Source organism: Noviherbaspirillum pedocola, from assembly GCF_016632335.1.
Lineage (GTDB): Bacteria > Pseudomonadota > Gammaproteobacteria > Burkholderiales > Burkholderiaceae_D > Noviherbaspirillum_A > Noviherbaspirillum_A pedocola.
Genome location: NZ_JAEPBG010000013.1, coordinates 67,526 through 89,587, shown reverse-complemented (window position 1 = coordinate 89,587; position 22,062 = coordinate 67,526). Strand labels below are relative to the sequence as shown.

The 22,062-nt window shown below is 64.7% G+C and carries 17 protein-coding genes; 10 read left to right on the top strand and 7 right to left on the bottom strand.

What is annotated here, in order from left to right:
• Window positions 1-4: 4 nt before the first annotated feature.
• A complete protein-coding gene (locus tag JJB74_RS23665; RefSeq protein ID WP_200596083.1) occupies window positions 5-1,435 on the bottom strand; it encodes a coniferyl aldehyde dehydrogenase in 1,431 nt (476 codons plus the stop codon).
• 368 nt (window positions 1,436-1,803) lie between these two features.
• Between JJB74_RS23665 and JJB74_RS23660 the strand changes: the two genes are divergently transcribed.
• The 3 genes from JJB74_RS23660 to JJB74_RS23650 all read left to right on the top strand — a co-directional run bounded on the left by JJB74_RS23660 (window position 1,804) and on the right by JJB74_RS23650 (window position 6,015).
• Window positions 1,804-4,638, top strand: coding sequence for an HAD family hydrolase (locus JJB74_RS23660; RefSeq protein WP_200596081.1), 2,835 nt, complete (start codon window positions 1,804-1,806; stop codon window positions 4,636-4,638).
• A gap of 2 nt (window positions 4,639-4,640) precedes the next feature.
• Window positions 4,641-5,525: a universal stress protein gene (locus JJB74_RS23655; protein ID WP_200596079.1), complete on the top strand. Its 885-nt coding sequence runs from the start codon at window positions 4,641-4,643 to the stop codon at window positions 5,523-5,525.
• A 244-nt stretch (window positions 5,526-5,769) separates the two neighbouring features.
• Window positions 5,770-6,015 (top strand): GlsB/YeaQ/YmgE family stress response membrane protein, encoded by a 246-nt coding sequence (locus tag JJB74_RS23650; protein ID WP_200596077.1) that lies wholly within the window; start codon window positions 5,770-5,772, stop codon window positions 6,013-6,015.
• A gap of 138 nt (window positions 6,016-6,153) precedes the next feature.
• Here the strand turns inward: JJB74_RS23650 and JJB74_RS23645 are convergent, their stop codons facing one another.
• The 3 genes from JJB74_RS23645 to JJB74_RS23635 form a co-directional block, all read right to left on the bottom strand.
• Window positions 6,154-7,110: a diguanylate cyclase domain-containing protein gene (locus tag JJB74_RS23645; RefSeq protein WP_200596075.1), complete on the bottom strand. Its 957-nt coding sequence runs from the start codon at window positions 7,108-7,110 to the stop codon at window positions 6,154-6,156.
• 301 nt (window positions 7,111-7,411) lie between these two features.
• Complete coding sequence (locus JJB74_RS23640) at window positions 7,412-8,674, bottom strand: hypothetical protein (RefSeq protein ID WP_200596073.1); 1,263 nt, start codon at window positions 8,672-8,674, stop codon at window positions 7,412-7,414.
• 224 nt (window positions 8,675-8,898) lie between these two features.
• Entirely contained in the window at window positions 8,899-9,801 is a 903-nt protein-coding gene (locus JJB74_RS23635; RefSeq protein WP_200596071.1) for a LysR family transcriptional regulator, read from the bottom strand.
• 126 nt (window positions 9,802-9,927) lie between these two features.
• Between JJB74_RS23635 and JJB74_RS23630 the strand changes: the two genes are divergently transcribed.
• The 5 genes from JJB74_RS23630 to JJB74_RS23610 all read left to right on the top strand — a co-directional run bounded on the left by JJB74_RS23630 (window position 9,928) and on the right by JJB74_RS23610 (window position 15,404).
• Window positions 9,928-11,607, top strand: coding sequence for an alkaline phosphatase D family protein (locus JJB74_RS23630; protein ID WP_200596069.1), 1,680 nt, complete (start codon window positions 9,928-9,930; stop codon window positions 11,605-11,607).
• A gap of 25 nt (window positions 11,608-11,632) precedes the next feature.
• Entirely contained in the window at window positions 11,633-13,645 is a 2,013-nt protein-coding gene (locus JJB74_RS23625) for an alkyl/aryl-sulfatase (RefSeq protein ID WP_234484795.1), read from the top strand.
• 172 nt (window positions 13,646-13,817) lie between these two features.
• Entirely contained in the window at window positions 13,818-14,042 is a 225-nt protein-coding gene (locus tag JJB74_RS23620) for a hypothetical protein (RefSeq protein WP_200596067.1), read from the top strand.
• Between the two features lie 138 nt (window positions 14,043-14,180).
• Window positions 14,181-14,435: a hypothetical protein gene (locus tag JJB74_RS23615; RefSeq protein ID WP_200596066.1), complete on the top strand. Its 255-nt coding sequence runs from the start codon at window positions 14,181-14,183 to the stop codon at window positions 14,433-14,435.
• Window positions 14,436-14,453: 18 nt separating this feature from the next.
• Entirely contained in the window at window positions 14,454-15,404 is a 951-nt protein-coding gene (locus tag JJB74_RS23610; protein ID WP_200596064.1) for a DMT family transporter, read from the top strand.
• Window positions 15,405-15,424: 20 nt separating this feature from the next.
• Here JJB74_RS23610 and JJB74_RS23605 read toward each other — a convergent pair whose 3' ends face one another.
• Window positions 15,425-18,073 (bottom strand): hybrid sensor histidine kinase/response regulator, encoded by a 2,649-nt coding sequence (locus tag JJB74_RS23605; RefSeq protein ID WP_200596062.1) that lies wholly within the window; start codon window positions 18,071-18,073, stop codon window positions 15,425-15,427.
• A gap of 370 nt (window positions 18,074-18,443) precedes the next feature.
• On the opposite strand from JJB74_RS23605, the gene JJB74_RS23600 reads away from it, so the two are divergent.
• Window positions 18,444-20,135, top strand: a complete 1,692-nt coding sequence (locus tag JJB74_RS23600; protein WP_234484794.1) for a right-handed parallel beta-helix repeat-containing protein — start codon at window positions 18,444-18,446, stop codon at window positions 20,133-20,135.
• 70 nt (window positions 20,136-20,205) lie between these two features.
• On the opposite strand, the gene JJB74_RS23595 is transcribed toward JJB74_RS23600, so the two are convergent.
• Entirely contained in the window at window positions 20,206-20,511 is a 306-nt protein-coding gene (locus tag JJB74_RS23595; RefSeq protein ID WP_234484800.1) for a hypothetical protein, read from the bottom strand.
• Between the two features lie 194 nt (window positions 20,512-20,705).
• On the opposite strand from JJB74_RS23595, the gene JJB74_RS23590 reads away from it, so the two are divergent.
• Window positions 20,706-21,161, top strand: coding sequence for an NUDIX hydrolase (locus JJB74_RS23590; RefSeq protein WP_200596059.1), 456 nt, complete (start codon window positions 20,706-20,708; stop codon window positions 21,159-21,161).
• Between the two features lie 26 nt (window positions 21,162-21,187).
• Here JJB74_RS23590 and JJB74_RS23585 read toward each other — a convergent pair whose 3' ends face one another.
• Complete coding sequence (locus JJB74_RS23585; RefSeq protein WP_200596057.1) at window positions 21,188-22,030, bottom strand: helix-turn-helix domain-containing protein; 843 nt, start codon at window positions 22,028-22,030, stop codon at window positions 21,188-21,190.
• Window positions 22,031-22,062: the final 32 nt, after the last annotated feature.

Below are 22,062 nucleotides of genomic sequence, written 5' to 3'. Positions count from 1 at the left end.
CCGTTCAACGGCGCGCAATCATGCGCAGGATGCGCTCGGCGCGCACGCCGTAGGGGGGATACAGCCAGGACACCGGATGAAAGCGGCGCTGCGAAAACACCGGCTTCATGTGGCTGAAGGCATCGAAGCCGGCCTTGCCGTGGTAGGCGCCCATGCCGGATGCTCCGACGCCGCCGAAAGGCAGCTGCGGCGGGCCGACATGCATGAAGGTGTCGTTCAGCGTGACGCCGCCGGCCACGGTGCGCGCCAGCACCCGCTCGATGCGGCGGCGATCCCGTTCGAACAGGTACAGCGCCAGCGGCCGCGGCGCGTTGTTGATGCGCGTGATGACCTCGTCCAGGTCATCGAAGGGCAGCACCGGCAGCACCGGGCCGAAGATTTCCTCGCGCAGCACCCGGCTCGCCTCGTTCATCCCGGTGAGCGCCACAGGCATGAACAGGCGCCGCGCTGCATCGTGCGCCGCGTCGGCCAGCGCATGCGCGGTCGCGCCCTGCGACACCGCCTCATCCACCAGAGCGCCGAGCCGCGCGTAATGCTGGTCGGTAATGATGCTGGTGTAATCCGGCGTGTCAGGCAACGCCGGATAGAAGCGCCGCACCGCACGCCTGGCACTGGCAATGAAGCGATCCTGCTTCGCGCGCGGCAGATAGACATGGTCGGGCGCGATGCAGGTCTGCCCGGCATTGAAAGTCTTGCCGATGATCAGGCGTGCCACGGCGCGCTCGAAGTCCGCATCGCTTGTGATACCGGGCCCGATGATGGCGGGCGACTTGCCGCCCAGCTCGAGCGTCACCGGCGTCAACGTTGCGCTTGCCGCGCGCATCACCTCGCGGCCGACCGCGGTGGAACCGGTGAACAGCAGGTGATCAAAAGCGAGACGGCAGAAGCGGCGCGCCACTTCGACATCGCCATTGACGATGCACAGCTCGTTCGCATCGAATTCGCGCGCGCAGCTTTCGGCCAGCAGCGCGCCGAAGCGCGGCGTCAGCTCGGACAGCTTGATCATGGTCCGGTTTCCCGCGACCAGTGCGGAAGTCGCGGGGCCCAGTGACAGATCGAGCGGGTAATTCCATGGCGTTACGATGCCCGCCACGCCCAGCGGCTGCGGCAGCAGCGCCGCCCGTCCGGGCCAGAATTTCCAGCCGACCGCGCGCGGCGCGGCGCGCATCCAGCGCTGGCCGTGAGCGAGCGCATGGTCAATACCGTCCAGCACATGGGCCACTTCCAGCAACTCGGTTTCATGGCGGGAACGCTGGCCGAAATCCATGCTGATGGCTTGCGCGTAAGCGGCGCGATTGGCGCCGATTACGCCACGCAGCCGACGCAGGCGATCGGCGCGCACCGCCCAGGAAGCCGGCTCGCCGCAACGCGAGGCATCGCGTTGCGCTTCGAACAGCCGTTCAAGATCGTCGAGGTGACCGGGGGCTGCATCCATCGATTTCTCCTTTGGGCGATGCGCCATGCTGTGCTGCGCGCGCCGGGCCAGGACATCAGCATTGCGCGTCGCACCGGCCGAAAATCCGTCTCCGGTGGATAGCCGTAGCAGTTTGTGTCGATACTGGAAATTGAACTTGTACGAAATGCCAACTTCGCGCGCAGCGGAATATTGAAAACGCTTGATATGCGCCAATCGTTTCAAAATTAATGCGCTCCAAATGAACTTCCTGGCATGGCCTGTCCTTTGCGCATTGCGCTCATCAGGCAATCCGGTCGATGAATGCCAGCAATTCCGGAACGGTTTTCAACGGGCATCAGGGCCGCAGACAGCGGGTGTCAGCGGCGTTCAGCGGAGACGGCAACGCCGTGAACAGCACAGGCACAGCACCGAAAGCCGCCATCTTCGACATGGACGGCGTGGTCACGCGCACTGCCCGGCTGCATGCGGCGGCATGGAAGGAAACGCTGGATGCCTTCCTGCGCGACCACACTCGGGAAGGCACGCCGCAGCCGCCCTTCGACGAGCATGCGGAATACCTGGCCTGCATCGATGGCAAGCCGCGCGAAGAGGGGATACGGAGTTTTCTCCTGGCGCGCGGCATGACTGCTGCGCCGGGTGAACAGGAAAGCCTCGCGCAGCGCAAGGACCTGGTCTTTACGCGCCTGCTGCGCAAGCACGGCATCGAAACCTATTCCTCCACGCTGGCGCTGATCAAAGCCATGCGCGAGCACGCAATGAAGACCGCCGTGGTGACCTCCAGCCGCCATGGCCGTGCCATCCTGCATGCGGCCGGCATCGCCGGGCTGTTCGATGCCTGTCTGGATGGCATGGACCTCGCCCAGCTTGGCCTGCCAGGCAAACCGGATGCCGCCATGTTTCTTGCCGCGGCAGACTTGCTTGGCATCGCGCCAGCGCTCGGCGTCATCATCGAAGACGCGGCGGCCGGGGTGACGGCCGGCCGCCGCGGCTGCTTCGGCCTGGTGATAGGCATCGATCGCGGCGGCAACGCGCAGGCATTGCGCCGCGCCGGCGCCGACCTGATATTGCCCGACCTCGACGGATTCGGCATCAACGCGCTGGAAGAAGCATTCCGTCAGCAGGCCGAGGCTCGGGCCTGGCGCATCGAACAGGAAGGCTTTGACGCTGGCCGCGAGCGACAGATGGAAAGCCTGTTCTCGATCGGCAATGGCTATCTCGGCGTGCGCGCGGCCTTTGATTGTCCCGCGCCCGGCTCGCAGGCGGACATGTTCATCGCCGGGGTCTATGACCGCAAGCAGGACGCCCTGCCCTATTCCGAGATCGAGTTCCTGAGCCCGAATCGCGATGCGCTGCTGCATGCGGAGCTGGTGCCGATTCCCTTTCCGTTCCGCGTCAGTGTGGCGTTGGCAAATACGGCTCTGGACCTGAGCAGCAGCGGCCGCGATCTGCGACGCGTGCTGGATCTGCATGCGGGCGTGCTGCACGCGGAAGTGGTTCATGAAACGCCGGAAGGCCGGTGCACCCTGATACGCACACGCCGCTGCGCATCGCTTGTCGATATCCATCTGCTGCTGCAGGACATCGTCGCCGCGCCGCAGAACCATGCCTTGGCGCCGTCGATATCGCCATCGCTGGAGGAGCCGGATCTGGCTGCGCATCATCCGCACCTGGTGCTCGTCGAGCGAGGCACCGCGCCGGATGCGGAATGGGTGCGTTACCGGACCCGGGCTTCGGAGATCGAGATCTGCATCGCGTCACAAAGCCGTCGCAGCGAACATGCGCTGCAGCGGCTGATCGCGGTGTACACGAGCCGCGACACGGAAGATCCGAAGGCCGCTGCGCTGGGCCATCTGCAATCGCTGGCGACATGCGACTTCGACATGCTGCTGGCGTCGCACACGAAGGCGTGGGCCGAGTTCTGGACACGCGCCGACATCCGCGTGCCAGGCCATCCCGATGTCGAGCAGGCGCTGCGCTTCCACAGTTATCACCTGCGCCTGCCGGCGGGCGACGATGGCCGCACCTCGGTCGGCGCACGCGGGCTGACCGGGCGCGCTTACGAGGGCCATGTGTTCTGGGACACGGAAATCTTCATGCTGCCGTTTCATCTGCATGTCGATCCGCCGCGTGCGCGCAGCTTACTGCTGTACCGCCACCACACGCTGGACGGCGCACGCCGCCACGCCGTCGAGCTCGGCTGCCGCGGCGCCTGTTATGCCTGGGAGTCGACCGACAACGGGCGCAATGTCACGCCGAAGTCGATCCTGCTCAGAAGCTCCGGCAAGGAAATACCGATCTTCACCGGCGAGCAGCAGATCCATGTCACCGCCGACGTGGCGTACGCGGTGTGGCGCTACTGGGAAGCCACCGGGGACGAGGAATTTCTCACCGGCGCCGGGGCCGAGATCCTGTACGAGACGGCGCGTTTCTGGCAGAGCCGCATCAGCCGCGGCGCGCGGCATTGCCATATCCGCGGCGTGGTCGGCCCGGATGAATATCACTACGGCGTCAATGACAACGCCTACACCAACTGGATGGCCCGCTTCAATCTGGAACGGGCCGCCTGGCTGGCGCGGGAACGCGGCGACAACCTGGCCGAAGCCGAAGACTGGAAGGGCATCGCGCAATCGCTGTACGTTCCCGCGCCGAACGAGGCCGGCGTGATCGAGCAGTTCGAAGGCTTCTTTGCGCTGGAAGATTACGCATTGCCGGGTGAAGATCGCTTCAAGGCGCCGCTGAGCCGATTGTTCGACTGGGACCGGATCAACCGCGTCAAGCTCATCAAGCAGGCCGATGTGCTGATGCTGCCGCTGCTGTTTCCCGATGCCTTCACCGATGCGGAAGTTGCGGCGAACTACCGGTATTACGAACCCCTCACCGATCACGGCAGCAGCCTGTCGCCGCCGGTGCATGCAGCGATCGCCGCGCGCATCGGCCTGGCCGAGGATGCGCAGCGCTACTGGCGGCAGAGCCTGTGGCTCGACCTGTCCAATGCCATGAACAACAGCATGCTCGGCATGCACCTCGGCGCCATGGGCGCGACCTGGCAGGCCCTGGTTTTTGGCCTGCTCGGCGTGCGCTTCCGTGACGCAGGCCCGACGTCGGCGCAGAACACCGCGTCGCATCTGATGCCCGGGTGGGACAGTGTTGCATTGCGCCTGTGCTGGCGCGGGCGCTGGCATGCGCTCCGGGTGCCAGGCGCCAATGAGCTGGAGTCCTGACGATGACAAGCTTCCCTTCCCTTCTGCTGCCGCTAGACGGATCCGTCGAAGCGGCCAGGGGCGTCGACTGCGCGCTGTGGCTGGCCGATGCCCTGGACGCGACACTGCATGTGCTGCACGTGCTGTCCGCAGGCGATAGCCCGACCGACAACGATGAAGCGCTTGCGCGGCTGCATGTTCCGTCGCGGCATCCGCGCGTCATCCTGCACCAGATCAAGGACGGCACCGCGGCCAGCTTGCTGCGCGCCATCGGCCTGCACCGGGTGAGACTGGTGGTGATGAGCGCCGGCGGGGCCTCGGCATCCGCCGGGCGCAGGTCGGCACTGTCGCTCGGATCGATCGCGCGCGCCGTGATCGAGGGCAGCCCGGTTCCGGTGCTGCTGATTCCGATGGCTTATCGGCAGGCGCTGCCCTGGTCGTCAATACTGGCCGCGGCAAGCGGCGAACTGGCGTCGGCCGAGGCGCTGGCCTTCGCGCTGCGTCTTGCCGGCGAGCTGCGTATCCGGGTGAGCGTGCTGCATGCGGAAGACGATCCCGGCATCGGCCGCGGCATGCCGCTTTGCGCCTATCCGGACGCGGCGTATCACGAATACCGGGAACGGCTGCGCGACATGGTCGAACGCTCTCTGGCAAGCTGCCCGCACGAACGGCGCCACTGCATCGCCGAAGCCATGCTGCGGCCCGGCGATCCGGCCGCGGTGCTGCTGGAACAGGTTGCGGCCCATGAAGCCAGTGTGCTGGCGCTCGGCTGGCATGGCGCGCTCGACCAAGGACGCGCGCTGGTGCTCAAGCGCCTGCTGCTGCAGGCCGAATGCGCGCTGCTCCTGGTGCGCGGCAAGGAAACCGTGGGTGCCACGCTGAAGGTCGGCGAGGAATTCAATGCGTGAGGCCATCGTTTGCGCCGCCATCCATGCCTGAACGCGAAGCTGCGCAAGCCATGCGCTCGACTGCCATTCTTCCGACTCAACGATGAGAGGTTTTCCGACTGTCGAGCCGCCAGTGATGAGCTAGCCTGTTCCTGCACGATGGCGCAAGCAACAGCGATTCATGGCACGGACCCGAAGTCTCGCAGCCATGCCATGGATCGCGGTGACGCTCCTGGGATGCAATCCAACACGTTGCGGAGGAATCATGAACTTCTTGTGGTTGATCGTTATTGGCCTGATCGCGGGCTGGCTCGCAGGGATGATTGCAGGCGGAGTGGGTTTCGGCATACTCGGCGACATCATCCTCGGCATCCTGGGCTCTTTCGTCGGCGGTTATCTGTTCAATGCGCTTGGCGTGTCGGCCGGCGGCGGCACGCTAGGCACCATCATCGTGGCCACGATAGGCGCGGTCGTGCTGGTGGTCCTGCTGCGGCTGATACGTCGGGTATAAGGCCGGTCTGAGCGGCGCTGCTGCGGGTATGCGATTGCGACCTTTACGGCAGCGCCGCGAGACAGCTGCAATGGCCCAGCGTCAGGCCTGTCCTCTCCTCATGCGGTAGCGCCGACGCTGCCAACGACTTCCGCATCCTCACTCCTTGCTTCCCCCCACCACTTCGGAAGCAAAGCGAAAGCCATTCCTGCCATCCAGCTTCATGCCGTACAGCGCCGCATCGGCCACGCTCAGCAATTCGGCGGTGGTCGAGCCATGTTCCGGATACACCGCGATGCCGACGCTGGCGCTGATTCCCGCATGCCGGCCGGCGATCAGGAAGGGCTCCGACAGCGAGCGCACGATCTTGGCCGCGGGAACCGCTGCTTCGCCGGGCAGCCGCACCTCGGTGAGCACCATCAGGAATTCGTCGCCGCCGAGACGCCCGACAGTGTCGGTCTGCCGCACGCAGTTGGCAAGGCGGCTGGCGACCTGCTGCAGCAGCAGGTCGCCGCCGGCATGACCAAGATGGTCGTTAACCTCCTTGAAGCGATCGAGGTCGATGTACAGCGCCGCCATGTGCCGGTCGTTGCGCCGCGCCATGAGGATCGCGTTGTCCATGCGCTCGAGCAGCATGCGCCGATTCGGCAGGCCGGTCAGCGCGTCGTGCATGGCCATGGCACGGTTTGCTTCCGCGCGCTCCATCATCTCCCGATAAAGCAATCTCACCCGCAAGGCATTGCGCACGCGCAGCGACAGCTCGCGCGGATCGTAGGGCTTGACGATCACATCCAGCGCGCCGGCCGCCAGCGCCTCGTTCTTCCTGCTGCCATAACCAGTGACGATCAGCGCCGGAAGCATTTCACCCGGACGCATGCGCCTGAGTTCTTCCATCACCGCCACGCCGTCGGCATCCGGCATGCGCAGATCCAGCAGTATCAGATCGAAGTCATGCGCCGCATGCAGCGCTGCCACCCGCGCTGCCTCGGTCTGGGTCTCGACGCGCTCGTAGCCTTCAAAGCGCAGCAGCTCGGCGACCGAGCCGGCATGGCGCGAGCAATCGTCGACGACAAGAATTCTGGCCTGGCGCCGCGCCAGGGACTCGTTCAATTCCATTCCCTTTCCCCGTGCAATGCATGCGCTGCGCTCAGGCGCGCGGCCGGGGGCCAAGGCTGCCGGCACGACATGAACTTTCGCTCAACAGGCCCGCATCCCAATAGTCGATGCGGCGTGCATGCCAATCCGAAGTTTTCGTGCAGATTTTGAATTCGCTTGTCGGTATTGGAAGGCACACGGTCTTAGGTTGCAGGCAATGCAAAAGTTCCTGCCTGCAGGCGTTGCCGTGAAAAAAAGAAGGGGTGCCGGGGAAGCTGCGCCCCGGCTCGCGGATGGGGAAACTCGGGGAACTTCAGGAAGCTCAGGCAGCGCCGGCCTTCCTGATCGAGCGCCGCGCCGCTGCGCGGGCCACGGTTTCGGCGGCACTGCCGGCATCCGGATCACGGTTGGCGACGAACAGCCGCGTCTCGCCGCCAACGACGTCGCCAGGCTGCAGCGCATCGATGTGGCTGTGCAGCGCATCGATGGCTTCCTGCTTGGCCACGACGATGCCGGGCGGATCGATGCCTTCTTCCCAGTCGTTGAACTGCGCCGGCTTCATGTTGACGGCCACGGTATGCAGATGCGGAAAGCGCGCCGACAGATCGCGCAGCGCCGCCAGCAGGCATTCGGCGCCAAGGCCGCGCTCGCTGCCCAGGCGACGTTCCCACAGCCATACCATCGCAATGTCCGAGCCCTGGATCACTTCGGGCATGTCGCCATGCTGGGCCAGCAGCGCATCGACCTGCTGCACATCGACATCGGACACCGCATCCGAGGCGCACACCATGTCGTCGACCGTCCCCAGCGGCAGTCCGGCGGCATCGCGTTCGAACACATAAGCCATGCCGTAGGCAACCGCGTCGGGCCACACCGCGTCCGCTTCCACGCGCAATTCCGCGCACCATTCATGGGCCGCGACCGGATCGCTCGCATCCTCGGTGCAGCGGGTCAGCGTCATCGATACCGTGCCTGATGGGGTGCGCACTGCGTGCGTCGGCAGCGCCATACCACTGCCCACCTTGGCCTGTGGCCACCAGGCCATGTAGCCCTGCGCATTCGGCTGCGCCATGAAGAAGGAACGCAGCGTGCGCGCGCCCCAGGCCTGCTGCAGATCGGTCATCAGGATCGTGCCGATTTCCTGCTGCGCCGTCGGCTCGTACAGTTGGTGGCGCAGTTCATCGATGGAATGCGCGGCCTCGGCATGCACCGGCAGCGCCGCGCCGATCAATTCCTCGGCGCTGCAGGTGATGAAAAGCTCTTCCAGCAGCATGGCCACGCGGTGCCGGCAGAACTGGGAAAACACCACCGCGCCCAGCCGCATGGTCTTGCCATCGCGCTGCACATACGGCAGCTGCATCAGCTCATGCAGCGTCATGCCGAGATTGTTCAGCGGCGGCAGGCGCAGGCCTTCGGGATTGGAGGGATTGGCGGCGAGCCGGCACAGATCGCGCAACAGGCCGCGCATCGAGCCATACATCGCCGTGTTGACTTCCTCATCGGCGCAGCTGCTTTCGAAGTCGTCGAACTTCAGGCAGCCGGCATAGATGCGGCGGATCTTGCTGAGCACATGGGACGAGATCATGGTGGACCCTTTCTTCATGAGGATGGCGCAGCGCCGCAGGTCCGGCGGCATTCCTTGGCGCACCGCCGGCAAAAGAGGCGAAACTCTTTTACCGGGCACGCTCCTACAGAGTAACGTTTCTCGCGGCGAGGGCAAAGCAATTTACGCGTCACGGCGAGCGCGGCATCGATTGCCGCAAGCGCTGGAGCGGATGCATTTCCGGCGACGAGGCCGGCACGCTCGCTTCAGGGCTGCCGCTGCAGGACTGCAGCATCGCCGAGAATTTCCCTGGCCCGCTGCGCGATCGGCGACAGGTAGCCCGATCGCATCACGATGCCGACGCGCCGGTCAAGCCGATCGGGCGCGGTCGGCCGGATCAGTACGTTCGGTGGAATGCTGCCGGCGCGCACGCTGCCCACATTAATCATGCTCAGCAAGCGCGTGCGCGACACGATCAGTGTCAATGCATCGAGGGTATCGGCTTCCACCACCACCGGCGGCGGCGTCAGGCCGCGCGCGCGGAAAGCCCGCTCCAGCTGACTGCGGGTGTATTCATGCTTGCGGGTCGCGGCCCAGGCATGGGCGGCGAGGTCTTCGATACCGATGTCGGCCTTGGCGGCAAGCGGATGGTCCGCCGCCATCATCAGGCTGCACGGGTCGTCGTAAAGCGCTTCGGCCACGAGCGCGGGATCGAGGTTGTCGGGTATCGGGCAGATTGCCAGTTCCACGTCGCGCCGGCTGAGCGCGTCCATCAGGCCGCCGGCGAAGGCGGTAGTGAAAGCCAGGCGCGCGGCCGGGCGCTCATCCGTCAGCGTCGGCAGCAGCGCGCGCAGCGTGAAATCGGTCGTGGCCGGCGTGACGCCAATGCGCAGCAGGCCGGCATGGCCGCCGCCCAGGTCGCGCGCCTGCTGCACCGCTTCATCCATGTCGCGCGACACCGCCAGCAGCCGCTGATGCAGCGCGCGCCCGGCCTCAGTCAGCTCGGCGCCACGCGGCGTGCGGATGATGAGTTTGGCGCCGACCTGGCGCTCGAGCCTCTGCACCGCCTTGCTCAGTGCCGGCTGCGAAATCCCGAGCCGTTCCGCGGTGCTGGTGAAGGTGCCGGTGGCGGCGAGCGCGAGAAAGTATTCGAGAGTATCGCCGAGCATGCCATTCCCTGAAGTTATGGGTTGCGCAATGGCGGTTATTTTACTTTATGGCGATAGTGACCGATAGTCGGCATTCAATTTGTAGCCGTGCGCGGTCCGCGCGCCCAACGATAACGAGGAGACAGCATGACCACCACCATCACCCGCCGCCGCTTTCTGCAGGCCAGCGCCGCGCTTGCCGTCGGCGCCGGCCTGCCGCTGGCCGATGACGCCTTTGCTGCCGACGGCTGGGATGCCGGCGAAGTCGCGCACCTGCTGCCGGCGGCAAGCCATGAGCGCGTGCTGCTGAAGGCCTCCTTCCGCCGTCCTCTGGCTAGCCCGCCGCAACTGCGCATCGGCCAGCGCCGCGTGGCAGGCGTGAAGACCGACACCGCCGGCCGCTTCTGGCAATTCGATGTGCCTGACCTGAAACCCGCTACCGAATACACGCTGCAGCTCGTCGACGCGCGCGGCCATGCGCTGTGCGCGAACTGGCCGCTCTCCACCTTTCCGCGACCGGACGCCACGCCCGAGCGCCTGCGCCTGCTGGTCTACACCTGCGCCGGCGGTCATCCTGAAGCGCGCGGCCCCGGCGGCATGGAAGCCTTCCGCTCGCTGGCAATCCGCCATGCGCTGCTCGATCGGGGCCTGTCGTACCGGCCCGATGTGGTGATCGCCAACGGCGACCATGTCTACCAGGACCAGCGCACCTGGCTGGAGAGCAGCAATGCCGCGATTCGCAAAGCCGCCACCGATTTCTACAAGGACATCGGCCGCTTCGATACCGCGCAGCCGGTGCTGGGCACCGACAACGAGCGCGTGCTGACCACGGTGGTCGATCCGCAGATTGCGCACCTGTATGGCACCCGGCTGCGTTCGACGCCGGTGTTCTTCATGATGGACGACCACGACTATTACGAAAACGATGAAGCCGAGCAGAACTTCATCACCTTCCCGCCGGAGAACTTCGATCTGAATCTGGCCCGTGCCACGCAGCACATGTACTACCCGGAATTCCTGCCGGATGCGACCCGGCCGCTGATGCTCTCCGGCAGCAATGCCGGCGACCGCGCGCCGGCGCTGTCCGAATGCTTCGGCACGCTGCGCTACGGCCGGCTGCTGGAAGTGCTGATGTACGACTGTGGTCGCTACCTGTCGTTGAAGGACAGGCATGCCGGCCTGGTGCCGCCGGATGCGGAAGCCTGGCTGCTCGCGCGCACCCGCGGCACCGATGCGCGCCACCTGGTGCACATGCCATCTACGCCGTTTGGCTGGACTGCGGGCAAATGGCGCGAATGGTATCCGGACGTGGTGGTGTCCGATGAAGTCATGGCGTCCAGCGACGACACCATTTCGCAGCGCTTCGGCAGCGTGCATGGCAAGAACCTGCGCCTGTCCACCGCGAAGAGCAAGTACATGTGGCAATCGGGCTGGAATCTGCAGCATCAGCGCATCGTCAAGGCGATGCTTGATGCGCAGCGGCCGTCGGTGATGATGTCCGGCGACCTGCATGCGACCGGCTGGGACCGGGTGCTCAAAAGCGGCGATCTCGACCTGCGCAACAACCCGATGCACATCATCCTCAATGGCACGCTGGGCACGGGCCTGGCCGGCTGGCCGAGCGGGCCGCGCGGCCTTGGCCCTGGCGCGCCGACGGCGCTGCAACTGGAACGCAATCGGGCGCCGATGGAAAAGAACGGCTTTTCGATCGTGGATGTCACGCCGGATAAAATCGTCTGCAGCCTGTTCGCCTGGCGCGAGCCCGATCCCTTCGATGCGATTGCGAAGCTCGAACCTTACGACGTGCTGGAAATACCGCGCGCCTGAATCTTATCCATCACAAGGAAACGCCATGCCCATCGCCAGGAACGGCTTGATCCATGCCGCCGTCGTCATGCTCGTCGGCTGCGCCGTCAATGCCAGCGCCGGTGACATCGCCGACAAGGCGGCCGTCACGCGGCCGCAGCCCGCCGCAGCCGCAACCGTCGCGTCGAACCGCGCCTGGCTGGCGCAGCTGCCGTTTTCGGACCGGCAGGATTTCGAGGATGCGCGGCGCGGCTTCATCGCCGATCTCGACGAGCCGGCGATACGGGCCGCGGACGGCCACATCGTCTGGGACCGCGGCGCCTATGCCTTCGAGGCCGCAGATACCGCGCCGGACACGGTCAATCCCAGCCTGTGGCGACAGGCGCAGCTGGACAATGCGTCCGGCCTGTTCCGCGTTGGTGAGCGCATGTACCAGGTGCGCGGACTCGATCTGTCCAACATGACGATCGTCGAAGGCGATACCGGGCTGATCATCATCGATCCGCTGCTGTCGGCCGAGACTGCCAAAGCCGCGCTTGAGCTGTACTGGCGGCATCGGCCGAAGAAGCCGGTGACGACGGTGATCTATACCCATAGCCACGTCGACCACTTCGGCGGCGTCAAGGGCGTGATCAGCCAGGCTGATGTGGATGCCGGACGGGTGCGGGTGACCGCGCCCGAAGGCTTCATGGAAGAAGCGGTCAGCGAGAATGTCCTGGCCGGAAATGCGATGAGCCGGCGCGCGCAGTACATGTATGGCGCGCTGCTGCCCAAGAGCGCGCAGGGCCAGGTCGATGCAGGTCTGGGCAAGGGGCTGTCGCGCGGCACGGTGACGCTGATCGCGCCGACCGACAGCATCGCCAAGCCGATCGAAACGCGCCGCATCGATGGTGTCGACATCGAATTCCAGCTCACGCCGGGCACCGAAGCGCCGGCCGAGATGAATATGTATTTCCCGCAGCTGCACGCGCTGTGCATCGCCGAGAACGCAGTGCATACGCAGCACAACCTGCTGACGCTGCGCGGCGCGAAGGTGCGTGATGCGAAGCAGTGGTCGTCCTATCTCGGCGCCACGCTGGCGCGCTACGGCGACAAGACCGACGTGATGATCGGCCAGCACCATTGGCCGACCTGGGGCCGCGAGCGCGTGGGCCGCATGCTGGCCGACCAGCGCGACATGTATGCGTATCTGAATGACCAGACGCTGCGCCTGCTGAACCAGGGCTACACGCCGATGGACATCGCCGAGAAGCTCGCCCGCCTGCCCGAGCCGCTGGCGCGGCAATGGTATGCACGCGATTACTACGGCTCGATCAGCCACAATGTGCGCGCGGTTTACCAGCGCTATCTCGGCTTCTATGACGGCAATCCGGCCAACCTGAATCCGCTGGCGCCGGTGGAGACGGCGAAGAAAACCATCGCCTGGATGGGCGGCGCGGACGCGGTGCTGAAGCGCGCGCGCGAAGCTTATGCCCAAGGCGATTACCGCTGGGTCGCGCAGATCGGCAATCAACTCGTGTTCGCCGATCCCGGCAACCGCGCCGCGCGCGAGCTGCAGGCCGATGCGCTTGAACAGCTCGGCTATGCAAGCGAGAACAGCACCTGGCGCAATGCCTATCTCACCGGCGCGCAGGAGCTGCGCGGCGGCGTGGCGAGCATGCCGCGCCAGGGCACGGCATCGGCCGATATCGTCGGCGCGCTCACGGTGCCGATGTTCTTTGATTACCTGGCGGTGCGCCTGAACGCGGACCGTGCGGCGGGCAAGACCATGGCAATCAACTGGGACTTCACCGATCTGCATGAGAAGTACGCGATGACGCTGGAAAACAGCGCGCTGACCTATCTGCCGAATTCCTTTCATCCGCAGCCAAGCGCCAGCGTGACGCTCGAACGCGCCACGCTCACGCGCATCGCCGCGGGTCTGTTGAAGCCTGCCGATGCGATCAAGAGCGGCGCGCTGCGGGTCACTGGCGACCCGGCGACGCTGGGCGCGCTGTTCGGCATGCTGGACAGCTTTGCACCGTCATTCAACATCGTCACCCCGGTGGCGGCGCCATAAACCGGCCGCGCCTGCAGCCGCCAAGGTCCGCGGCCTTGCCTGCAGGCAAGGCCGCGAAATGCCGTTGCCAATAATGAATCAATGCGCCGCATTCCTGTCTATCCATGTGCACATGGCCGTCGCCGCTGATGCCACGGCCTTCTTGCCAATGAGAGGAAACGGGAGGGACATCATGGAAAGCACAGGCGTTTGCGCGGAGTGCATCGCCGCGGATGGCACGACCAAGTTGCCAAAGGCCGCCGGCGAAATTGGCCATAGCGTCACCGTCATGCAGGAAGGCGAGATCCACAAGTTCTACCAGTGCGGCAAATGCGGCTCGGTGTGGATGCAGACACGCGAGTTCGGTGGCGCTGACCATGGCAGGTCGATCTGTCGGCTGACGGCTTCGCTGTTCTAGAAGCTGTTATGGGGCTCGCGCCCACCCTACGCACGGCACATGGGCCGCGCTTGCGCCCGCCCAACCCGACGTTTCCAAGCCGATCCCGCCCTTTCCGATTCCCTCTACAATCTGAGCTTTTTTCACCGAGAGACACTCATGAGACGAGACCCGATGCTGATGGAAGCCATTCTCGGACAAATGCTGCAATCCCCTGAACCCGAACTCGGCACCGGCGGCATTGCGCAAAGGCTCAATGCCGAGGGGCCGATGATCCGCCATCATCTGCATCTGCTGGAAGACCGCGGCTGGGTCATGGAGACCGAAAACGGCGCATGGCGCCTGACCCATGCCGGCCATGATTATCTCGAAGGCACCCCCGAACAGGGCATCTCGCTGCGCTCGCTCGGCTGATCGGCGCGGCAACGCTTCGTGGATACCCGCAAACCCCTGGATGCAGGCGCTGCCGCGGCAATGGCAAGCCTGTGCCTGATCTGGGCGCTGCAGCAGATCGTGCTCAAGGCCACCGCCGCCGAATTCGCGCCGCTGCTGCAGATCGCGCTGCGCTCGGGCATTGCCGCGGCGCTGGTATGGCTCTTGATGCTGGCCCGGCGCGAACGCCCGTCCCTGGCCGACGGCAACTGGCGTGCCGGCCTCGCGGTCGGACTGCTGTTCGCGCTCGAATTCCTGCTGCTCGGCGAAGCGGTACGGCGCACCAGCGCATCGCACCTGGTAGTCCTGCTCTACACCGCGCCGATCTTCGCGGCGCTCGGCCTGCACTGGCGGCTGCCGGAGGAGCGGCTCAGGCCGGCGCAATGGCTGGGCATCCTGCTGTCCTTCAGCGGCATCGCGCTGACTTTCTTCAGCCGGACCGGCGCGTCGAGCGGCGCCTTGCGTGGCGCGGCATCGAGCATGCTGTGGGGCGATGCGCTCGCGGTGCTGGCCGGCCTGGCATGGGGAGCCACGACGGTGCTGGTGCGCTGCACCCGGCTGGCAAGGGCGCCGGCCACGCAAACCCTGCTGTATCAGCTCGCCGCAGCCTTCGTGCTGCTGCTCGCGGCGGCCATCGCACTGGGCCAGACGCGGTTCAGCGCCACGCCCCTGGCCTGGAGCGTGCTGGCTTTCCAGTCGCTGATCATTTCCTTTGCCAGCTATCTCGCCTGGTTCGGCCTGCTGCGCCGTTACCTGGCCTCGCAGCTTGGCACCTTCTCATTCATGACGCCGCTGTCCGGCATAGTGCTCGGCGCCTGGCTGCTCGGCGAAGCGATTGAGCCGGCCTTTCTCGGCGGCGCGGCGCTGGTACTGGCCGGCATTGTCCTCGTCAGCGGACATGCCTGGCTTGGGCGGCGCATCCGGGCAGTGATGACACGACCGCAGATCTAGTGTTCCGTCCCAAAAAGTTATCAAACTTCGACGCGCGCGCCAGACGGCTCGCCGCACAGCGCATCGAGGCTCGCGTGCAGCCGCGCATGTTCAGCCTCGAATCGCGGCATCACCGCGGCGATGGCGCTGCCCTCGTCTTCGCCATGAGGATGGGCGATCGCATGACAGGCGGCAGCGAATGCCCTGGCGCCGACCAGCAGATTGGCGCCGGCCATCCGGTGCGCAAGGCGCTTGGCTGCGGCGCAGTCGCCTGCCGCAAACGCCGCATGCAGCGCGGCCGCATCTTCTTCGTTGGAGGCGCGCAGCTGACGCGCCAACGCACGCCGGCCGGCGTCGTCGATGTCGCCGAATGACGCGAACACTTCGGAAGCGTCAGCATCTTCCGGAGCCGGCGTCACTGGCATCGGCACTGGCATCGCCGATGCCGATGAGACAAGCGCGGATTCTCCATCGGCCTCGGGCAGCCAGAGCTTCAGGGCATCCCGCAGATGATGCAGCTCCAGCGGCTTGCTCAGATGCGCGTCCATGCCGGCGGCAAGACTCGCCTCGACCGCGTCGGCAAAGGCATTGGCGGTGCAGGCAATGATAGGCGTGCGCCGCAGTCCCATGCTCGCCTCTTCGGCCCGGATCGCGCGCGCCAGCGCGTAGCCATCCATGGTCCCGGGCATCCAGCAGTCGGTAAAGACGATGCCGAAGCGTCCGCTTTGCCATAGCGCGAAACCATCTTCGCCATTGTCGGCGCATTCCGCCTCATAGCCGAGCTGATCGAACTGATGCAGCAGCACGATGCGATTGATCGGATGGTCGTCCACCACCAGCACCCGCGCGGCCTGGCGCATCGGCTTGTCCGAGGCCGGACTTGCATCCGCTGTCGCGCCTGCCGCAGTAGCCGGCGGCTGCGTCGAGCGCGGCAGCGTCAGTGTGATGGAAATCGTCGTGCCGACGCCGACCTCACTTTCCAGATCGATGCGCGCACCCAGCAATTGCGCATAGCGACGGCAGATGGACAAGCCCAGGCCAGTGCCATCCGGTCCGCGCGGATTCGCCAGCGCCGCCTGCATGAACGGCTCGAAGATGCGCTCATGGTCCTCGGGTGGTATGCCGATGCCGGTATCTTCCACGGCGATACGCACGGTGTCGGTAACGTCATCCTGCGCCAGCAGTTCGGCGCGTATCGTCACCACGCCATCGGCGGTAAAACGGATCGCATTGCTGAGGAAGTTGTGCAGAATCTGGCGCAGCTTTTGTCGGTCCGCCATCAGCGAGGGGCTGATGCGCGCATCGATGACGCGCTTCAGCTGTACGCCCTTGCCGGCGGCATAGCCGCTGTTGAGCAGGTACAGGTCCTCGACCTTCTGCGCGATCGACACCGGTTCGGGCCGAACTTCCATCTTGCCGGCTTCGATCTTGGAATAGTCCAGGATGTCGTTGATCAATCGCAGCAGCGATTTGCTCGACTCCCGCACGATGGACAAGGCCCGGCGCTGATTGTCGTCGAGACGGCTGCGGTCCAGCAGCTCCAGCATGCCGATCACGCCGTGCATCGGGGTTCGTATTTCATGACTCATCGCCGCAAGAAAGGAGCCCTTCGCCAGGTTCGCATTGTCAGCCGCCTCCTTGGCCTGCAGCGCCGCCTCGTTGGCTCGCTTCAGCTCGTGCTCGAGCTCGATCTGCTCGGTGTTGTCATACAGGTAGCCATGCGACAGCAGCGTTCCATTTTCCTGGCGTGTCATCGTCGCCTGGTGGTGCACCCATACCGTTGAGCCGTCGGCACGGCGCAGGCGATAGTCGTGGCGAAATATGCCGTCGGCCTGGTGAGCCCTTTCGACGGCGGCGAGATAGGCCAGCCGGTCGCGCTCGTCCATCGCATCCAGTAAATGCTCACGCCTGACCGGCGTGGAGGCATCGATTCCGAGCAGCGCATGCACGCCCGAACTGACGAACAACACCTGCCATTCCTTGCCCGGCTCAAGCAGCGCCTGGTACATCACGCCCGGAAGCGCATCGGCCATCACCCGCAGGCGGCTGTCGGCACGGTCGCGCGCCCGCTTCTGGCGCGTGGAATACAGATAACAGAACAGGATGATGACGACGCTGGTGCAGCCTATGAAGGCCAGAATGCCGAGCGCGGTGCGGTAGGAAACCGCGGCGCTCTCGGTACGTAGCGCCAGCAGCCGCAGTTCCTCGCGCTTCAGGGCGCTGCACGCATCGAGTATTTCCTGCGTCTGTTCCTGTCCCAGCGCGAAATCGGATTGATACCGGTTGCCATCTGGTCCATCCATGCGACGCAAACCTTCGACTTGTCGCATCAACGCATAGCGCCGCGAGAAGCGGTCGCGCAATTCGCGGACACGCTTCTGCTGCTGGGCATTGTCTCCGGTCAGGAACTCGACGCGATTGATTTCCGAACTGAATTGCTCCGCGCGCTGATCCCGCAGCAAGATAAATTCCTCTTTCTTCGACAGCAGGAATAGCAATTGCGCCACACCAATGCGGCTCATCAATTCGCTCAGCGAATCTATCGTATTGATGACTTCATGCGTATGGGCGACCAGTCGCGCCGAAGCCACGCGCGATTGCTCGGTCTGGTACAGCAGGGCCGCCATGAAGGCCATGGTCAGCATCGCAAGGGCAACACCAATCCGGTGGAATAGCCGTAATCCGATCATTTGAACTGCAAATGGAAAGCCTGTCGGCTGGAAACGCGCAGTTTGCCTTATCCGTCCAGCACAAGCCATTGTTTTCCAGGAGCGGCGTGGCAAGCGACTCAGGCAAAGCGAGCTTGAGCCTTTGTTTCACGGACCATGCATGGTGTCATGCATGTAACGAAATGCCGATGCCGCACCGACACCAAGGATGTCGTTTTGCCATGCAACTCTGCGCGTTCTCCATGCTGCGGAGGGCATAAAAACCCAACCGCTTGTCGGCAGGAAACGTACGTTCGCGCCATTATTGCCCCCTTGAAAGGAACCTTTCCAAAAACCATCTTGTCGATGAGCAGCAATTTCTAGAACTCAATGAAAGAAAGCAACGCTGCTCATGAAGACACATCGCCTTACCCCGACACGCCGCACCCTGCTCCTTGCCGCCATGCTGACGGCTTCGACCTTCACCGCGACGGCGGCTTTCGCCGTAACGCGCTCGGTTGGCCCGGGCAAGACCTATTCCACGCCTTGCCGCGCCTTTGCTGCAGCAGCCAATGGCGACACCATTGAGATCGATGCGGCCGGTTCCTATGGCGGCGACGTTTGCGGCATCTATCCGAGCAACCTCGTCATCCGCGGCGTCAATGGCCGCCCGAAGATCACTGCCAATGGCATGAACTCCATGGGCAAGGGCATCTGGGTCGTCGAAGGCAACAACACCACCATCCAGAACGTCGAACTCTCCGGCGCCACCGTTACTGACGGCAATGGCGCGGGCATCCGCCTCGATGGCCAGCATCTCACCGTCACCGGCAGCTATATCCATGACAACCAGGACGGCATCCTGACCAATAACGACGGCGTCTCCAACATCGTCATCGAGAATACCGAGTTCGCCTTCAACGGCGTCGGCGATGGCTATACCCACAACGTCTACGTCGGCCATGTCAACAGCCTCGTCTTTCGCGGCAACTACTCGCATGACGCCAAGGTTGGCCACCTGCTGAAGTCGCGCGCCAATACCAACACGATTCTCTACAACCGCTTCTCCAGTACCATGGGCGGCGCGCCGAGCTACGAGATCGACCTGCCCAATGCCGGAACCTCGTACGTGGTGGGCAACATCATTCACCAGCCGGCCAACAATTCGAACCCGAGCCTGCTGGCCTATGGCGAGGAAGGCGCAAGCAACAGCGGCCAGGACCTGTACGTGGTCAACAACACCTTCCTGAATGACGACAGCTCGCGCGGCACCTTCATCATGGTCGGCAGCGGCGTGTCCACGCCGGTGCTGATGCAGAACAACGTGTTCGCCGGCACCGGCACCAGCAATACCCAGGGCAATGCGATCGACAAGAACAGCTATCGCAGCCTGACGCCGGCCTTTGTCGACCGCGCCAACTGGGATCTTCGTCCGGCATCAAACTCGCCGATGATCGATGCCGGCTCGGCACCCGGCAATGCGGCATCGGGCTTTGCTCTGAATCCGACGCTGCAGTATCTGGCCACCGCACAGACGCAGTCACGCCCGGTCAATGGCACGATCGACATCGGCGCCTTTGAAGCCGCAGCGACGTCGACGACCTCGACCACGTCAACGACCTCGACCACGTCGACAACCACGCAACCGAGCCCCAGCATCCTGACCACGGTCTCGACGACGCCGACGGTGACCTGGACCACCTGCGCTTCCGAGAACGGCACCTGCAATTTCAGCGGCACGCGCCAGGTGCGTTACGGCGCCAACGGCAGCTATGCGTACAAGACCCTGACCGGTCCGGTCGCCTGCAATAACGCCACCTTCGGCGACCCGGCTCCGGGCTACGTCAAGAGCTGTGCCTATGCCGATTCGACGAGCACGACCACGACGTCGAGCACCACGTCGACCACGACCTCCGGCAGCACTTCCTGGATCAATTGCGCAAGCGAAAACGGCACCTGCAATTTCAGCGGCACGCACCAGGTGCGCTATGGCGCGAACAACAGTTATGCCTACAAGACCCTGACTGGTCCGGTCGCCTGCAACAATGCCACCTTCGGCGATCCGGCCCCTGGCTACGTCAAGAGCTGCGCCTACGCGCAGTAAGCGCTTATGCGCATGAGGACGCGGGATGGCGCCGGCTGCATGTGACGCCATCCCGCGCCCTACGACACGCTTACCTGGTTTCGATGCGCGCGTCGCCGTGCAGCATGCAGGCGCGCTGCACACTGCCGAGAAAGCGCATCGCCTCCTCGGGCGACAGCGTCGCATGGAACAGCCGCGCCAGCGACGCATCCTCGGCAAGCCTATCCACGCCATAGGCGATGGTGCGCGAGACATCGCGCGCACGGCGGCCATCGCTGTTGTACAGCGCATCATAGACACCCAGCGCTTCCCATACCGGCACGAAGCCGGAGTTGATCGTATCCTCGAAGACGATGGCGGGGATGGGCGCATCATCCTCGCGCAGCAGGCGGAACATGAAACTCACGGTGCTTCCTTTCACGCAATCCATGGCCGCATGGGGGCGGCGAAGGACGACATTATCGGGAAATCCCCCTGTCCCTGCTGAAAGCCGGCGAGAAGGCGCATGAGAGCGCTGCCTGCGCGTTCCGGGAAGTCGAACTAGAATCGGCCCTTTGCGCGCGGCATGCCGCTGCGCCATGGAAACACCGCATGAATGCATATCCATTGGACTTCAGCACGAGAAAAGACCTGCCGGTGTCCTGCGGCACGATGGTGTTGAGCAGTTGGGGCGACATCCTGCTCTGCCATGTCACCGGCCACGATTTGTGGGATCTGCCCAAAGGCATGCAGGAACCCGGCGAAGCCGCCATCGTCGCCGCGCGGCGCGAACTGTTCGAAGAGACTGGGCTGGAATTCGACGAAGCCATGTTCATCGAAGTCGGACGCTTTGATTTCCGGCCCGAGAAACGGCTGCATCTGTTCAAGGTGCACGCGCCGGCAAGCCTGAACGATATCAGCCACCTGGTCTGCACCAGCCAGTTCCTGCAGCGGGAAACCGGCGTGGCGCTGCCCGAGATGGATGGCTTTCGCTGGGCCAGCCGCGAGCATGTGAGGACGCTTTGCGGGCCCAACATGCAGCGTGTGCTGCTGGGCGTGGACTGGTGAATGCGCGCACATGAAGCGGGATGCCGTCATTGCCGCTGGCGGAACCACGCCGCCGTGGCGTCATCGGATGGGAAGAAGGATTCGATGCGCAATTCATGCAGCGTTACATCATGCGGCGTGCCCAGCGTCGCGATCGAGGTGAACAGCTTCAGCGCCACGCCGTCCTTCTCGATCTGCATCGGCAGGAATGGCAAGGCGCGGGTATCGAGATCGGCGCTGCGCATCGCCTCGCGCATGCCGGGCAGCGACGCCAGCTCGGCCAGCAGACTTGCCGCTTCACCCTGCGGCCCGTCGCCGACCGCCTCGCGCCGTATCCAGTGCAGCAGATCGGCGCAGACCGCTTCCCAGTTCAGCAGATGGCGCCTTACCAGTTGCGGATCGAGCATCAGCCTCAGCACATTGACGCCTTCCTGCGGCAAGGCCGCGCCTTTCGGCACGTCCAGCAGCCAGCGCATCATCATCTGCGCCGGGCCGTTGGCCATTACCAGGTTCCACAGCCTGTCCACCACCAGCGCCGGATACGGGGCATGCTGCGCCAGCATGAAATCGAGCGCGTGCCGGACCGAGGCCAATTCCGGGTCCGACAGGCTGCGCTCGCGATAGGCGGGCGCAAAGCCGGCGGCAAGCAGCATCGCATTGCGTTCGCGCAGCGGAATGTCGAGCATGATGCCGAGCCGGATCACCATGTCGCGGCTCGGCTGTGCGCGGCCCTGCTCGAGAAAGCTGAGATGACGCTGCGAAATGCCGCTCTGTGTGGACAGGCCAAGCTGGCTGATGCCGCGCTTGCCGCGCCAGAAGCGCAGCGCCTGGGCGAAGTTGGCAAAGCCGACATGCTCGGCGGCGCCGTGGCTTTCGACTCTCTGATCCATGTTGTCTCCATGTTGTTCGCCAGGCGCCGGGT

Coding starts and splice junctions, on each gene's coding strand:
- JJB74_RS23665 (WP_200596083.1), bottom strand. CDS start 1,435: ATGGATGCAGCCCCCGGTCACCTCGACGATCTTGAACGGCTGTTCGAA.
- JJB74_RS23655 (WP_200596079.1), top strand. CDS start 4,641: ATGACAAGCTTCCCTTCCCTTCTGCTGCCGCTAGACGGATCCGTCGAA.
- JJB74_RS23650 (WP_200596077.1), top strand. CDS start 5,770: ATGAACTTCTTGTGGTTGATCGTTATTGGCCTGATCGCGGGCTGGCTC.
- JJB74_RS23645 (WP_200596075.1), bottom strand. CDS start 7,110: ATGGAATTGAACGAGTCCCTGGCGCGGCGCCAGGCCAGAATTCTTGTC.
- JJB74_RS23640 (WP_200596073.1), bottom strand. CDS start 8,674: ATGATCTCGTCCCATGTGCTCAGCAAGATCCGCCGCATCTATGCCGGC.
- JJB74_RS23635 (WP_200596071.1), bottom strand. CDS start 9,801: ATGCTCGGCGATACTCTCGAATACTTTCTCGCGCTCGCCGCCACCGGC.
- JJB74_RS23630 (WP_200596069.1), top strand. CDS start 9,928: ATGACCACCACCATCACCCGCCGCCGCTTTCTGCAGGCCAGCGCCGCG.
- JJB74_RS23625 (WP_234484795.1), top strand. CDS start 11,633: ATGCCCATCGCCAGGAACGGCTTGATCCATGCCGCCGTCGTCATGCTC.
- JJB74_RS23620 (WP_200596067.1), top strand. CDS start 13,818: ATGGAAAGCACAGGCGTTTGCGCGGAGTGCATCGCCGCGGATGGCACG.
- JJB74_RS23615 (WP_200596066.1), top strand. CDS start 14,181: ATGAGACGAGACCCGATGCTGATGGAAGCCATTCTCGGACAAATGCTG.
- JJB74_RS23605 (WP_200596062.1), bottom strand. CDS start 18,073: ATGATCGGATTACGGCTATTCCACCGGATTGGTGTTGCCCTTGCGATG.
- JJB74_RS23600 (WP_234484794.1), top strand. CDS start 18,444: ATGAAGACACATCGCCTTACCCCGACACGCCGCACCCTGCTCCTTGCC.
- JJB74_RS23595 (WP_234484800.1), bottom strand. CDS start 20,511: ATGTTCCGCCTGCTGCGCGAGGATGATGCGCCCATCCCCGCCATCGTC.
- JJB74_RS23590 (WP_200596059.1), top strand. CDS start 20,706: ATGAATGCATATCCATTGGACTTCAGCACGAGAAAAGACCTGCCGGTG.
- JJB74_RS23585 (WP_200596057.1), bottom strand. CDS start 22,030: ATGGATCAGAGAGTCGAAAGCCACGGCGCCGCCGAGCATGTCGGCTTT.